Here is a 14,066-nt window from a genome sequence, read left to right on the forward strand (position 1 = left end):
TCCCTACGGCGAAGCCGTGCGTGGTGGGACTACCTGGACGTCTACTTCGGACACCACTCGGCGGTGGTCTTCCCTGCGGGTCGGGCCCGGTGTCGCGTCGGCGATCCACGGGCCCTCGGTGGACGCGTCCAGGATGCCCTCGTCCAGCCAGCGGTACTCGCCGCTGAGCACCTCGCGGGCCAGTGCGCTGTCGCTGGCGTCCGTGTTGTGCCACAGGCGGCGGAACAGGTCTTCGACCCGGAGTCTTGCCTGGGCGCAGAATGCGTTGGCCAGTTCCTGGGCCGATCCGCCGTGGCCGCTCGACCTGGCGTGGACGCAGGTGGCGCTCATCGCGAACAGCTCCGCGCCGATGTCGACCAGCCTGCCCAGGAACAGCTGGCGGTGTTCCAGCGCTCCCTGCCAGCGGGTCATCGCGTAGAAGGTCTGGCGGGCGATCCTGCGGCTCGCTCGCTCGACGAACCGCAGGTGGTCGGCCAGCCGCCCGTACTCGGCGAAGCTCGACGGCAGCTGTCCCCTGCCGACGACCAGGCCCGGCAGCCAGCGGGCGTAGAAGCCGCCCGCGCGGGCCGCCGCTCTGGCCTTGGCCCTGGTGTCGGCCTTCGGGTCGATGATGTCGCCCGCGACCGACAGGTGGGTGTCGACCGCCTCGCGGGCGATGAGCAGGCGCATGATCTCGCTGGAGCCTTCGAAGATCCGGTTGATCCGCAGGTCTCGCAGCAGCTGTTCCACCGGCACGCCGCGTTCTCCCCTGGCCGCCAGCGACTCGGCCGTCTCGTACCCTCTTCCGCCGCGGACCTGGACCAGTTCGTCGGCGACCTGCCAGGCCAGTTCCGAACCGTAGAGCTTCGCCAGCGCCGCCTCGATGCGGATGTCGTGCCGGTCCGCGTCGGCCAGCCTGCCCGCGACCTCCACCACCGCCTCCAGCGCGAACGCCGAGGCCGTGATGAACGACAGCTTGCTCGCCACCGCCTCGTGCTCGCCGACCGGCCGTCCCCACTGCACCCGCTGCGCCGACCACTCCCGCGCGATCCGCGCGCACCACTTCGCCGAGGCCGCGCACATCGCGGGCAGCGACAGCCGTCCGGTGTTCAGGGTGCTCAGCGCGATCCGGAGACCTTCGCCCTCCGCGCCGATCCGGTTGGCCGCCGGGACCACGACGTCGTGCAGCCTGGTCACGCCGTTCTCGATGCCCCGCAGGCCCATGAAGGCATTGCGGTTCTCCACCGTGATCCCCTCGCTCGCGGCCTCCACCACGAACGCGGTCACGCCGCCGCGATGCCCTTCCGACTCCGGCACCCTGGCCATCACGACGAGCAGGTCGGCCAGCACGCCGTTGGTGGTCCACAGCTTGACCCCGTTGAGCGTGTAGGTGCTGCCGTCCGCGCTGGGCACGGCGCTGGCCGCCAGCCGTGCCGGGTCGCTGCCGACATCGGGCTCGGTTAGCAGGAACGCGGTGATCTCCCGGACGCAGCGCGGCAGGAACCGCTGCTTCTGCTCCTCGGTCCCGAACATCCTGACCGGCTGCGGCACGCCGATCGACTGGTGCGCCGACAGCAGCGCGCCGATCGCCGGGCTGGTGGTGCCGACCAGCATCAGCGCGCGGTGGTAGTACACCGCGGGCAGTCCGAGACCGCCGTAGGACCGCGGGATCTTGATGCCGAAGGCGCCGATGTCCTTGAGGCCGTTGATCACCTCGTCGGGGATGCGGGACTCCCGCTCGATCCGGCCCGCGTCGACCTCGGTCTCGCAGAACTCCCGCAGGCGCGCCAGGAACCGCTCGCCCTCCGGCAGCTCCTCGCCCGCGGGCAGCGGGTCGATCAGATCCAGCCGGAGGTGCCCGAGGAACAGCTCGCGGCCGAAGCTCGGCCGGTCCCACCGGGTCTGCCTGGCCGCCTCGGCGACCTGCCGGGCCTGCTGCGCGTCCACCTCCGGCCGCCGGGCGCCGGAATCCACTGCGGTCATCACTACCCCCGGAAATTTGTGATCTAGAACACAACACGGTACTACCGATCGGTAACCCGCGAAAGTCCGCCGAACGCGGATCAGCCTCCGCAAAGGCACCCTGAACACGCTGTGTGCATCAACACAGCGTTAGATAACTATTACGAGTGAGCGCTTCTCCGTTCTTGACAACCGTGCGTGTCAGACCTGACGATTCCGCTCCATGAACCTGTCGGACAGCCAGACAGCCGGACCAGTCGTCCGGCGGGTCAGCGCGATGGAGGCTGTCCTGGCGCACCTGCGCGAGGCCATCGAACGCGGCGAGTACGCGATCGGTGACAAGCTGCCCTCCGAAGCCAGCCTCGGGCGGGAGTTCGACGTCAGCCGCTCGGTCGTCCGGGAGGCGCTGCGCGCCCTCCAGGCGCTCGGGCTGACCGTCTCGCGCACCGGCAAGGGGACGTTCGTCACCGCGAACGGCCCCGCCGAGAACCCGGTCTTCGGGCCGTACTCGGCGCGGGACCTCTTCGAGGTGCGGCGCCACGTCGAAGTGCCCGCGGCCGGCTACGCCGCGCTGCGGCACAGCTCCGACGACCTGGACCTGCTCACGCACCTGCTGGAGCGGATGCAGCGGGAGACCGACAACACCGCATGGGTGGCCTTGGACTCGCTGTTCCACATCACCATCGCCCAGGCATCGGGCAACCCCGTGTTCGGCAAGGTGATAGAGGAGATCCGCGACGCGCTGGCCAGGCAGTCGGCGTTCCTCAACCAGCTCGGCGACCGCCGCGGCGGGTCCAACGTCGAGCACCGGCGGATCGTCGAGGCCATCGACGGGCGCTCCCAGGACGCCGCGACCGCGGCGATGGCGTTCCACCTCGACCACGTCGAGCAGACGCTGACCAGCATCGTCACGAAACAGACCGGGCCATCCGCCCGCACGGACGACCAGAACGGAACACCGTGACCGAACAGACAACCCGGGCCGCCGAGCCCAGGGGCGACCGCGTCGACGCAGGCGACTCCGGTTACCGCAAGACGCTCAAGACCCGCCACATCAACATGATCGCCATCGGCGGCGCGATCGGGACCGGGCTGTTCCTCGGCGCCGGCGGCAGGCTCGCGCAGGCCGGGCCGTCGCTGGCGATCGTCTACGCGGTCTGCGGGCTGATCGCGTTCTTCGTGGTGCGGGCGCTCGGCGAGATGATCCTGTACCGCCCGTCCTCGGGTGCGTTCGTCTCCTACGCACGCGAGTTCATGGGCGAGAAGGGCGCCTACACGGCCGGCTGGATGCACTTCCTGAACTGGTCGACCACCGCGATCGCCGACACCACGGCGATCGCGCTCTACGCGCACTACTGGTCCCTGTTCACCGCGATCCCGCAGTGGGTGCTCGCGCTGATCGCGCTGGCGATCGTGCTCTCGCTGAACCTGGTGTCGGTGAAGCTGTTCGGCGAGCTGGAGTTCTGGTTCGCGATCATCAAGGTCGCCGCGCTGGTGCTGTTCATGGTGGTCGGCGTCTTCCTGCTGGTCACCCAGCACCCGATCGACGGCGTCGCGCCCGGCCCGCAGCTGATCGCCGACAACGGCGGCATCTTCCCGATGGGCGTGGTGCCGATGGTGCTGATCATGCAGGGCGTGATCTTCGCCTACGCCGCGATCGAGCTGGTCGGCGTGGCCGCGGGCGAGACCGAGAACCCCGAGAAGGTCATGCCCAAGGCGATCAACTCGATCATCTGGCGGATCGGGCTGTTCTACGTCGGCTCGGTGGTCCTGCTGGCGATGCTGATGCCGTGGTCGGCCTACAGCAAGAGCGAGAGCCCGTTCGTCACGGTGCTGTCGCACATCGGCGTCCCGTACGCGGGCGACGTGATGAACCTGGTCGTGCTGACCGCGGCGATGTCGAGCCTGAACTCCGGCCTGTACTCCACCGGCCGCACCCTGCGCTCGATGTCGATGGCCGGCTCCGCGCCCAAGTTCACCGCCGCGATGAACTCGCGCCAGGTGCCCTACGGCGGAATCCTGCTCACCTCCGCCGTGTGCATCGTCGGTGTCGTGCTGAACTACCTGGTGCCGGCCCAGGCGTTCGAGATCGTGCTGAACCTCGCGGCGGTGGGCATCCTCGGCACCTGGTCCATCATCCTGCTCAGCCACCTGCTGTTCGTCCGCAAGGCCAACCGCGGCGAGCTGACCCGGCCGTCGTTCCGGCTGCCGTTCTCGCCCTACTCCGAGATCGTCTCGCTGGTCTTCCTGGCCGCGGTGCTGGTGCTGATGGGCTTCGACGAGGTCGGCCGGTACACGATCATGGCGCTGCCGCTGATCATCCTCGCACTGGTCGTCGGCTGGTTCGCCGTGCGCAGCCGGATCGACACCTCGGTCCTGGAGACGAAGGAATGACCGCTGCGCCCCGCATCGGCGTGCCCGCGCACGAGCCGCTGGTGCACCTGATGCGCGACGGTCTCGTCGAGGGCGTGCACCACGGTTCCGCCGTGGTGCTCGCCCCTGACGGTTCGGTGCTGCACCAGGCCGGTGACATCGACACCGCGTTCTACCCGCGGTCGACGGCCAAGCCGTTGCAGGCCGTGGCGATGACGCGGCTCGGGCTGTCCCTGCCGCCGGAACTGCTGGCGCTGACCGCGGCCAGCCACTCCGGTGAGCAGGTCCACCTCGACGGCACGCGGCGCATCCTGGACGCGGGCGGTTTCACCGAGGACGACCTGGGCAACCCGGCCGATCTGCCCTACGACCAGGCCGAGCGGACGAGCTGGATCGCCGCGGGCCGGGCCGCGCGCAAGCTGTCGCACAACTGCTCCGGCAAGCACGCCGCGATGCTGGCCACCGCCCGCGAGCACGGCTGGTCCACAGCGGACTACCTGGATCCCGGGCACCCGCTGCAACGCGAGATCGCCGCCACGGTGGAAGACCTCACCGGCCAGCGGATCGCCCACGTCGCCACCGACGGCTGCGGGGCACCGCTGTTCGCGGTTTCGCTGCGCGGGCTGGCGACCGCCGCCGGGCGGATCGCCGCCGCGCCGGACGGGACGCCGGAGAACCGCGTCGCGCGGGCGATCCGGGCGCACCCGGAGATGGTCGCGGGCAGCCGCCGCGACGTCACCGCGCTGATGCGGGCGGTCCCCGGGCTGATCGCCAAGGACGGCTTCGAGGCCGTCCAGATCGCCGCGCTGCCCGACGGCACCTCGATCGGCGTCAAGATCGCCGACGGTGCCGACCGCGCCCGCCCGCCGGTCACCGCCGCCGCGCTCGCGCGGGCCGGGGTCGACCCGGCCGCGCTGGCGCCCTTCACCGGCGCTCCCGGGCTGGTGGTCGTCGAGCGGCCCTAGCCCGGGCGGCCCGGCGCGGCACGACGAAAACTCCACACCATCGGGCGATCATGGTCAAGGCTGCCGCCTGGTCTGTCGACGGGTCCGTAGGGGCGTTGCTTCGAGTCAGCGACGTCCTTCGCCACGTCCGCCGACTTCGTCTGATGGGGCAGTTTGCTCACATGCGTGTTCTGTTCACCACCACGCCCGGTTGTGGTCACCTCTTCCCGATGGTCCCGCTCGCGTGGGCGCTGCGCTGCGCCGGGCACCAGGTGCTGGTCGCGGCGCCGAAACCGATCGCCAGATACGTGCGCGCCGCCGGGCTGGAGCACGTGCCGGTCGGCGGCGAGGCCAACCCGCTGGACCTGTGGCAGCAGGAGTCCGGACCGGCGGGCGACCACGCCTTCAGCGGCGAGCCGTGGGCCGCGCTGGCCGAGCGGACCGTGGAGGAGACCGTCGACCTGGTCCGGCGGTGGGATCCGCAGCTGGTGATCTCCGAGCACTCCGAGTTCTCCGGGCCGATCGCCGCCGCGCTGCACGGCGTCCCCAGCGTCTCCCACCACTGGGGCCTGCACCTGTCCGACCCGCTCGCCGAGCGGCTCTTCAGCGGTGACACCGGCGAGCGGCTGCGGCTCCTGCGCGAGCGCTTCGGGCTCATCGAGGAGGACGTCGCCGCCGACATCACCATCGACCTGTGCCCGGCGAGCCTGGTCTGCTTCGACAACACCGGCTGGCTCCCGATGCGGCACATCCCCTACGGCGGCACCGGAATCCCGCAGTCATGGCTGTGGGAACCGCGGACCCGGCCCCGGGTCTGCGTGTCCATGGGGACGGTGCCGATCGCGGCCGGGGTCGACGGGTTGCGCGAGGTCGTGCGCGGGGTGGCCGGGCTGGACGTCGAGGTCGTGCTGACCGGTGCCGGCTCCCGCAACGCGACGCTGACCGATCTGCCGGGCAACGTCCGCGCCGCCGGCTGGCTGCCGCACGACCAGGTCTTCCCCACCTGCGACGCGGTGATCCACCACGGCGGATCGGGCACCGCGATGAACTCCCTGCTGACCGGGCTGCCGCAGCTGGTCCTGCCGCAGATGTGCGACCAGTTCGAGAACGCCGAGCGGCTGGTCGCCGCCGGGGCGGCCCGCACGGTCGCGTTCGCCGACCGCTCGCCCGACGCGATAGCCCAGGAGCTGCGGCTGCTGCTCGCCGATCCGACGCACCGCCAGTGCGCGCTGCGCATCCGCTCCGAGATCGAGTCGATGCCCGCGCCGGGCGAGGTCGTGCTGGCGCTGGAGGCCTGCGCCGAGTCGCCGCTGGCCCTCGCGCCCGTCCACTCGTAACCGTCACGTCAGGAAAGCACTTTGCCCTCTCCGCAATCCCGCACACCCTACGGAATGCACCGGGTCGCCGTGCCCACTCCGCGCGGCACGGTTCTCGCGCTGCGCAACGATCCTCCGACCACGACCAGCCGCCACGCCGCCGTCATGGTCAGCGGACTCGCCGAGACCAAGGAGCAGTGGTGTCCGGTGATGCTGCGGCTCGGCCGGTCGGGGCGGCCCGCCTACTCCTACGACCACCCCGGCCAGTTCGACCCCGTCGCCGGTCCGCACACCGTCGACTCGCTCGCGTCGGACCTGCTCGCGCTGCTCGACGCGATCTCGCCGGACCGGCCGGTGCACCTGGTGGGCGGTTGCTTCGGCGGCTTCGTGGCCCGCGAGCTGGTCACCAGGGCGCCGCACCGCGTGCGCAGCCTGGTGCTGCTCGGCTCGGGCCGCAGCCTGGCGACCTCGGCGGCACCGCTGCTGCCCGACCAGGTCGAGACGGCGCTGCGCACCGAAGGGATCCGCGCGGTGTTCGACCGGATCCGGGACGACTCCGAGAAGGCCGGGCTCAGCACGCGCAGCGTGGAGCGGGTGCGGGACAGCTACCTGGCCATCCGGCCGGAGTTCCTCACCGCCTTCAGCCGGTCCGTCGCCGAGCACCGCTGCCCGCCGCGGTTCGAGCCGCCGGTACTGGTCGGCTACGGCACCGCCGACGAGATGTGGACGCCGCAGGAGCAGCGCGAGCTGGCCGCGCGGATCGGCGCGTCGGTGGCGGAGATCGAAGGCGCCGGTCACGCGGCCACCGTGACCCACCCGCGCGCCGTGTGCCAGATGCTCACCCGTTTCTGGGACACCGTCGACGACCCGGCGGGCGCCCGGGCCGAACTGGATCCGGCACCGGCATGACAGCGCTGATCTCCCCCGCCACGAGTTCCGAACGGGCCGCGCTGACGGCCTACCGCAAACTGCTGTTCTCCCGGAATCGGGACCCCTTCCCGCTCTACGCGCAGCTGCGCGAGCAGGCACCGGTGCTGCGCAGTCCGCTGCCGAACCTGCTCGGCGGCTACGTGCTCAGCCGCCACTCCGACTGCTCGGCGGCGTTGCGCAACCGCGCGCTGATGCCGTTCAGCGAGGACCACCTGGACCGGCTCATGCCCAACTGGCGCACCCGCAGCGCCAGCAGGCTGGGTTACCGCAGCGTGCTGTTCCAGCACCAGGAACGGCACTTCGAGGTCCGCAGGACGATCAACCCGCACTTCGGCCGCAGCAAGCTCGCCGAGCTGCGCGGGTTCATGACCGAGCTGGCCCAGCGGCAGGTGTCCGAGCTCGCCGAACTCGGTGCGTCCGGCCGGGTGGTCGACCTGGTGGACGCGATCACGCTGCCGTTCCCGCTCGGGGTGATCTGCCGGTTGTTCGGCGTCGACCCCCGGGCGGCCCGGCGGTTCGCCTGGTCCGGCCGCACGCTGTCCTGCTTCCTGGAAGCGGTGCAGACCCCGGCCCTGCAACGGCGGGTCGACGAGGCCGCCGACGAGCTGGTCGGGTTCTTCACCGAGCCGGTCCGGCAACGCAGGCGGGAGCCCGGCGCGGACCTGCTGTCGACGCTCGTGCGCGCCGCCGACAGCGGCGTGCTCGACGAGCGGGAATTACTCGGCAACCTGCTGCTGCTGTTCACCGCGGGCTACGACTCGTCGATCAGCTTCCTCGGCTCGGCCATCCGCATCCTGCTGGAGCATCCGCAGCAGGCGGCGATCGTGCGCGACGATCCGGACGCGGCCTCCGGGGCGGTGGACGAGCTGCTGCGCTACGACCCGCCGGTGCACATGGGCGGACGCATCGCGTCGCAGCCGGTGTGCCTGGGCGGGCAGGAGGTGCCCGCCGGTTCCCCGGTGTGGGTCCTGCTCGGCTCCGCCAACCGCGACCCGGCCTACGTCGCCGAACCGGACACGGTGGACGTCACCCGCGGTTCGCCGTCGCACCTGGCCTTCGCCGCCGGTCCGCACACCTGCGTCGGGGCGCGGCTGGCCCGGATGGAGGCCGAGGTGCTGCTTCCGCTGCTGCTGCGGCGGTTCCCGCGGATGCGGCTCGCGGGCGAACCGACGCACCGCTATCCGGGGACCGTGCTGCGCGGGGTCGACCGGCTGCCGGTGGTGCTGGAGTAGGCCGCGACCAGGTCCCAGCGGCGGCGGCGCAGCGAGACCGGGACGTCGTCGCCCCGGTCCTGGGCGTCGAGCACGAGCGCGCGGGCGCGCCGCCACCACACCAGGGTCCGCCACAGCCCGACCACCAGCATCGCCGGGAGCGCCAGCATGGCGATCCGGTAGCCGTCGGCGGGGTGGAGGCCCTGCACCGCGTCGAGCAGCAGGCCGACCAGCAGCACGCCGAGCGCGGTCGCGGAGTGGCCGCCCGCGTTGGCGACGCCGGTCGCGGTGCCGACCTGCGACATCGGGTTGTAGTCGCGCGCCAGCGCGAACGCGACCGTCGAGGCCGGGCCGCCGAAGGCGAACACCAGGAACGCCACCACCACGACCGCCAGCGGCGGGTTTCCGGCGGGCCAGGCCAGCAGCACGACCCAGCTCAGCCCGTTGACGAGCAGGTACCCGACGACCAGCGGCACGCGCCAGGCTGGCCGCCGCCCGATCAGCGCCCCCACCACCGGACCGCCGACGACCTGGCCGACGATCAGCAGGCTCAGCACCACGCTCGCCACGCCCGGGGCGATCCCCAGCCCTTCGACCAGGTACGGGAAACCCCACAGCAGCGACAGCGCGCCGGAGGTGAACATCGTGCAGAAGTGCACCCACAGCGCCAGCCGGGTGCCGGGGATCGCCCAGGCCGCGCGGACCTTGCGCAGCGTCGCGGCGGCGCCGTCCCGGCCGCCGGACGGCGGCGCGGCGTCGCGGACGAAGGCCGCGGTCACCGCCGCGTAGCCCGCGGTCACCGCACCGGCGAGCAGGAACGTCGTGGTCCAGCCGAGGTCGTCGAGGGCGCGGGCGAGCGGGAAGGTCGCCGCGACGCCGCCGAGCGCGCCCAGCGCGCTGGACATGGTCGCCACCAGGGCGTAGTTGCGGGCGGAGAAGCGCGTCGCGACCAGGCGCAGCAGGCTGACGAACATCAGCGCGTCGCCGACGCCGAGCACCGCGCGGGCGACCAGCGCCAGCGGGTAGGAGGCCGCGACCGCGAACAGCAGCTGGCCGCTGCCGAGCAGCAGCACCGCCGCCGTGATGACCCGGCCAGGGCCGAACCGGTCGGCAAGCAGGCCGGTCGGGATCTGCATCCCGGCGTAGATGCCGACCTGCAGGACCGTGAAGGCGCTCAGCGCCGCCGGGCCGACGTCGAAGCGTTCGAGCGCGAGGGGTCCGGCCACCCCGAGGCTGCCCCGGTGGAACACCGCGGCCAGGTAGGCCAGAACCGCAGCACTCCAGATCCACCATGCCCGACGCTCCGGTCGGTCGGCAGCCACGAGACCTCCCCGTTCTGAGCTTGTCGAAGAACGCTCCACTCGCACGGTACATCGTGTTGGCACCAGGGACAGTTACGCATCCGTGACGTGTAATGCAACACACAACGCCGCCGATTTCCGCCCGCGCGGCGGAGAAGTGCTCCCATGCTTGTCCATAAAGGACTGTTGAACGCTACGCAACCCGCCGTTGGCACAGCGTTCGCAGGATCCGCGAGGCGTGCGTCCACAAGGCGGAACCGCCCGCGTCCGGAAGGAGGTGGCGGACCGCTCCGGGGATCCGCGCGGCGAGATCGGCGCTGGAATCGGGCGAATGCACCGGGCTCGTGTCCTGCTCGCCGTACCAGAGGTCGACCGGCACCGCGATGTCCTCGGCCGAGAACGGCCAGTCCCGCATGCCCAGCACCACGTCCCGGGCGTATCCCGCCGGTCCCTGCGCCAGCCCCTCCCGCATCGCCCGCCGCAGCACGGCTTCGAACGCGGGCTGCCGGTACACCGCGAGGTCGAGATCGGAGCTGCTGGACAGGATCATCTTCCACAGCGCGTCGACTTCGCCGAACGCGGCGAAGAACTCCTCCGCCCGCACCGGATCCGAGTGGGCCGATCGCACCGCGTCCCGCACGTGCTCCGGCAGGACGTCGACGAACCTCGGCATCTCGTCCCCGCCCGCGACGACCGCCGCCGACGCCACGAGTCCGCTCGCGGCGCACGAGAGCGCGAACGGCGCCCCGGCGGAGTACCCGACCACCGAGAACCGGCCCCAGGCCCGCTCGTCGGCCAGGGCGGCGATGTCGTCGGCCCAGTCGAGCAGGGTCCGCCCCGGCACCGGATCGGAGATCCCGAGTCCCGGCCGGTCGACCGAGATCAGCCGGACGCCCAGCTCGCCGACGACGTCGGTGCCGAAACCGAGGCTGCGGCTCTGCGCCGCGCCGGGGCAGAACAGCACCGCCGTCCCGTCCGGCGGGCCCCATTCCGCCCAGCCGAGCCGTCTTCCGGTCGCGAGGCGGGTGCTGCCCAGGCGGGATGCTTCGTTCATCCGGATCTCCACCGGGCTCACCATGCCCGAGCACCGCGGCTGGTGCATCCGGATTACCGCACGCCGCCGGTCGACGCGCTCCGCGAACAGCCGACGTCCACAAAGGACTAAATCGCGCGCACCGCGAGCAGGCTGTCACCGCCGGCGCGCTGAATTCGAGGCAACCCGGACAGGTCCCGCAGCGTGGAAGGTACGCCGCCGCAAAACACCTTGGGGTCTGGGAGGAAAGGCGGCACCCCGCAACCGATCTGGGAGGCGAGAGCCATGTTCACGAAGCGCGTTTTCGCGGTGTCGGCCGCCGGTGTGCTGGCCGCGATGTTCAGCGGTGCCGTCGCGTCCGCGCAGCCGCAGGACCCGGTCCAGGCCATGGCAGAGGCTTGCGACGAGGGGAAGCTCTGCGTGTGGGAAGGGGCCAACGGGCAGGGCAAGCGCGTTGATTTCTACGTGTGCCAGTGGGAGGAGGTCCAGCGCCACGGGCTGAGCCGGGTCGGGTCCTTCGTCAACAACCAGACCGACGGGACGGTGGCCGCCTTCCACGGCCCGGACCCGGCGAACCCGACCGGCCCCTGGATCGAGCAGTACCGCTCGACCGCCTTCGAAATCCGGGACGACGACAGGGGATTGGGCACCTACGGCATCCAGGTCTGCTGACCCGCCGTGCGGCCACCACGCCCACGTGGTGGCCGCACCTGGTCAGGAACTGGCGGCCGGGGCGAACGGCACGGCCGGGGTCGCCTCGGCATCGCCCGCGGGGTGCTGCCACAGGCCCTTGCGGGCCAGGATCGGCAGAACTCCTTCGCCGAACCAGTAAGCCTCCTCCAGGTGCGGATGCCCGGACAGCACGAACTCGTCGATGCCGACGGCGTGGTACTCCTCGATCCGCTCGGCGACCTCGGCGTGGCTGCCCACCAGCGCGGTGCCCGCGCCGCCGCGCACCAGCCCGACACCGGCCCACAGGTTCGGGTAGATCTCCAGGTTCGAGGTGGAACCGCCGTGCAGTTCCAGCATCCGCTTCTGGCCCTCGGACTCGCTGCGCGCGAGCCCGCCCTGCACCCGCGCGATGGTCTCCGGGTCGATCGCGTCGAGCAGCCGCCGCGCCTCGGCCCACGCCTGCTCGGAGGTGTCGCGGCTGATCACGTGCAGCCGGATGCCGAAGCGCGGGTCGCGGCCCTGCCCGGCGGCCAGCTTGCGCACCCAGGCGATCTTCTCGGCGACCTGCGCCGGCGGCTCGCCCCAGGTCAGGTACACGTCGGCGTGCTTGGCCGCCACGTCACCGGCGGCGGGCGAGGAACCGCCGAAGTAGATCTCGGGCACCGGGTCCGGGGTCCGCCGCAGCTCGGCGCCCTCGACCTGGACGTGCTCGCCGTCGAGGTCCACCCGCTCGCCGCGCCACAGCCCGCGCACGACGTGCAGGAACTCGTCGGTCCGGGCGTACCGGGCGTTCTTGTCCAGGAAGTCGCCGTAGGCGCGCTGCTCCTGGCTCTCCCCGCCGGTGACCACGTTGAGCAGCAACCGGCCGCCGGAGTGGCGCTGGAAGGTCGCGGCCATCTGCGCGCCGAGCGTCGGCGAAAGCAGCCCGGGGCGGAAGGCGACCAGGAACTTCAGCCGCTCGGTGACCTCGGTGAGCATGGCGGTCGACAGCCACGCGTCCTCGCACCACGCACCGGTCGGGGTCAGCGCGCCGACGAAGCCCAGCTGCTCGGCGCTGCGCGCGATCTGCCCGAGGTAGCCCAGGGTGGCGGGCCGGGAGCTGGACGCGCTGGTCACCGCCACGCCGTGACCGCCGCCGACGAGGTAGCGGCTGTCGCCGTAGGTGGGCAGGAACCAGTGGAAGGTGAGCGGGCTGGACACGCGGTCCTCCTGGGAAGCGCCAGTGGTTAATCCACTGTGGATAGACGGGTTCCGGGACGGGTCACCGGCAACACGCCTGCGCCGTCACGCGCAGGAAGTCGACGTGACGGCGCTTGGTCAGGCTGGCGCTTCGCACCCGCTCATACCAACATCGGGCAGTGGCGCGGTCAACGCGGTCTCACAACTCGGACACCTCGCCGATCCACCCGGTCACCGACCGGTGCCGGGGCTGCCAGCCGAGCTCCCGCGCGCGGGTGGAGCGGACCCGGCTGTTGGACCCCAGGGCGTAGACGGCCCGCTCGTAACCCCATTCCGCGATGGCCGATTCGAGGTCCCACGCCTCCGGCTGCCCGACACCGAGGCGGTCCGCGACGGCCTGCGCGATGGCGCCGAAGGATTCCTCGCCGCTCTCGACGAAGTGGAACGAGCCGCCGGGCGCGGATTCCAGCGCCAGCAGGTAGAGCTCGGCGACGTCGTCGACGTGCACGTTCGACCAGATGTTGCGGCCCGGCCCGACGTGCCGGACCACGCCGCTGCGCCTGGCCTGCGACACCAGCCGCGGTACCTGCACGCTGTCGCGCGCGGGACCGCGCCCGTGGCCGTAGATCAGCGTGTTGCACAGGACGACCGTGCGGACACCCCGGTCGGCCGCCGCAAGCAGGAAGCGGTCGATCTCGACCCGGTGCGCCTTGTCCGGCGTCGGTTCCCAGCCACCACCGGGCAGCACGTCGGCCTCAGTGAACACCCGGTCCGACGCCTCTCCCCCGGCGTTGTCCCCGACGATGCTCGAACCGCTGGTCTGGAGCAGCGGTTTCCCCGTTCCGGCAAGGGATTCGACCAGCACCTCGACCGCGCCGCGGTGGTCGCTGCTCGCGGCGTTGACCACCGCGTCGGCCTCCCGCGCAGCACCGGCCAGCACCTCGGCGTCGTCGAGATGGCCCAGCACGGGCTCGAGGCCGAAGCCGCGGAGCGCGGCAGCCTTGTCCTCGGTGCGCGCGAGCCCGACGACCTGGTGACCGGCTTCGACCAACCGGACCGCGACGGTCCCCCCGATGAATCCGGTGGCCCCGGTGACGAACACCCGCATGAGTCCTCCTGCACGGCAGACAAATTAATTGCAGGCGCCCATATTGTGCGCGCGCCAT

At 71.7% G+C, this 14,066-nt stretch carries 12 protein-coding genes; 7 read left to right on the forward strand and 5 right to left on the reverse strand.

The genetic code is table 11. The features are described from left to right. Positions 1 to 3 precede the first annotated feature (3 nt). Positions 4 to 1,962: an acyl-CoA dehydrogenase family protein gene (locus ABD691_RS12165; RefSeq protein ID WP_344679690.1), complete on the reverse strand. Its 1,959-nt coding sequence runs from the start codon at positions 1,960 to 1,962 to the stop codon at positions 4 to 6. Positions 1,963 to 2,218: 256 nt separating this feature from the next. Here ABD691_RS12165 and ABD691_RS12170 point away from each other — a divergent pair, with 256 nt between their 5' ends. The 6 genes from ABD691_RS12170 to ABD691_RS12195 all read left to right on the forward strand — a co-directional run bounded on the left by ABD691_RS12170 (position 2,219) and on the right by ABD691_RS12195 (position 8,736). Continuing rightward, positions 2,219 to 2,905 (forward strand): FadR/GntR family transcriptional regulator, encoded by a 687-nt coding sequence (locus tag ABD691_RS12170; RefSeq protein WP_344679783.1) that lies wholly within the window; start codon positions 2,219 to 2,221, stop codon positions 2,903 to 2,905. After that, on the forward strand, positions 2,902 to 4,335 hold the full coding sequence (locus ABD691_RS12175) for an amino acid permease (protein WP_425565048.1): 1,434 nt from the start codon (positions 2,902 to 2,904) through the stop codon (positions 4,333 to 4,335). The genes ABD691_RS12170 and ABD691_RS12175 overlap by 4 nt, the downstream gene beginning before the upstream one ends. After that, on the forward strand, positions 4,332 to 5,279 hold the full coding sequence (locus ABD691_RS12180) for an asparaginase (RefSeq protein ID WP_344679691.1): 948 nt from the start codon (positions 4,332 to 4,334) through the stop codon (positions 5,277 to 5,279). The genes ABD691_RS12175 and ABD691_RS12180 overlap by 4 nt, the downstream gene beginning before the upstream one ends. A 161-nt stretch (positions 5,280 to 5,440) precedes the next feature. Then, complete coding sequence (locus tag ABD691_RS12185; RefSeq protein WP_344679692.1) at positions 5,441 to 6,595, forward strand: nucleotide disphospho-sugar-binding domain-containing protein; 1,155 nt, start codon at positions 5,441 to 5,443, stop codon at positions 6,593 to 6,595. A 54-nt stretch (positions 6,596 to 6,649) separates the two neighbouring features. After that, positions 6,650 to 7,483, forward strand: a complete 834-nt coding sequence (locus ABD691_RS12190) for an alpha/beta fold hydrolase (RefSeq protein ID WP_344679693.1) — start codon at positions 6,650 to 6,652, stop codon at positions 7,481 to 7,483. Next, the gene (locus ABD691_RS12195; RefSeq protein ID WP_344679694.1) at positions 7,480 to 8,736 is read left to right on the forward strand and encodes a cytochrome P450; all 1,257 of its coding nucleotides are present in this window, start codon (positions 7,480 to 7,482) and stop codon (positions 8,734 to 8,736) included. The genes ABD691_RS12190 and ABD691_RS12195 overlap by 4 nt, the downstream gene beginning before the upstream one ends. On the opposite strand, the gene ABD691_RS12200 is transcribed toward ABD691_RS12195, so the two are convergent. Further along, positions 8,682 to 10,037: an MFS transporter gene (locus ABD691_RS12200; protein ID WP_344679695.1), complete on the reverse strand. Its 1,356-nt coding sequence runs from the start codon at positions 10,035 to 10,037 to the stop codon at positions 8,682 to 8,684. The two genes, ABD691_RS12195 and ABD691_RS12200, sit on opposite strands and share 55 nt — an antisense overlap. 172 nt (positions 10,038 to 10,209) lie before the next feature. Next, positions 10,210 to 11,070: an alpha/beta fold hydrolase gene (locus ABD691_RS12205; RefSeq protein ID WP_344679696.1), complete on the reverse strand. Its 861-nt coding sequence runs from the start codon at positions 11,068 to 11,070 to the stop codon at positions 10,210 to 10,212. Positions 11,071 to 11,334: 264 nt separating this feature from the next. Between ABD691_RS12205 and ABD691_RS12210 the strand changes: the two genes are divergently transcribed. Then, on the forward strand, positions 11,335 to 11,721 hold the full coding sequence (locus ABD691_RS12210; protein WP_344679697.1) for a peptidase inhibitor family I36 protein: 387 nt from the start codon (positions 11,335 to 11,337) through the stop codon (positions 11,719 to 11,721). Positions 11,722 to 11,763: 42 nt separating this feature from the next. On the opposite strand, the gene ABD691_RS12215 is transcribed toward ABD691_RS12210, so the two are convergent. Beyond that, positions 11,764 to 12,921, reverse strand: a complete 1,158-nt coding sequence (locus tag ABD691_RS12215) for an LLM class flavin-dependent oxidoreductase (protein ID WP_344679698.1) — start codon at positions 12,919 to 12,921, stop codon at positions 11,764 to 11,766. Between the two features lie 178 nt (positions 12,922 to 13,099). Continuing rightward, complete coding sequence (locus tag ABD691_RS12220) at positions 13,100 to 14,008, reverse strand: NAD-dependent epimerase/dehydratase family protein (RefSeq protein WP_344679699.1); 909 nt, start codon at positions 14,006 to 14,008, stop codon at positions 13,100 to 13,102. Between the last annotated feature and the right edge of the window lie 58 nt (positions 14,009 to 14,066).

The sequence above is a fragment of the Saccharopolyspora taberi genome, assembly GCF_039534165.1.
Taxonomy (GTDB): Bacteria; Actinomycetota; Actinomycetes; order Mycobacteriales; family Pseudonocardiaceae; genus Saccharopolyspora_D; species Saccharopolyspora_D taberi.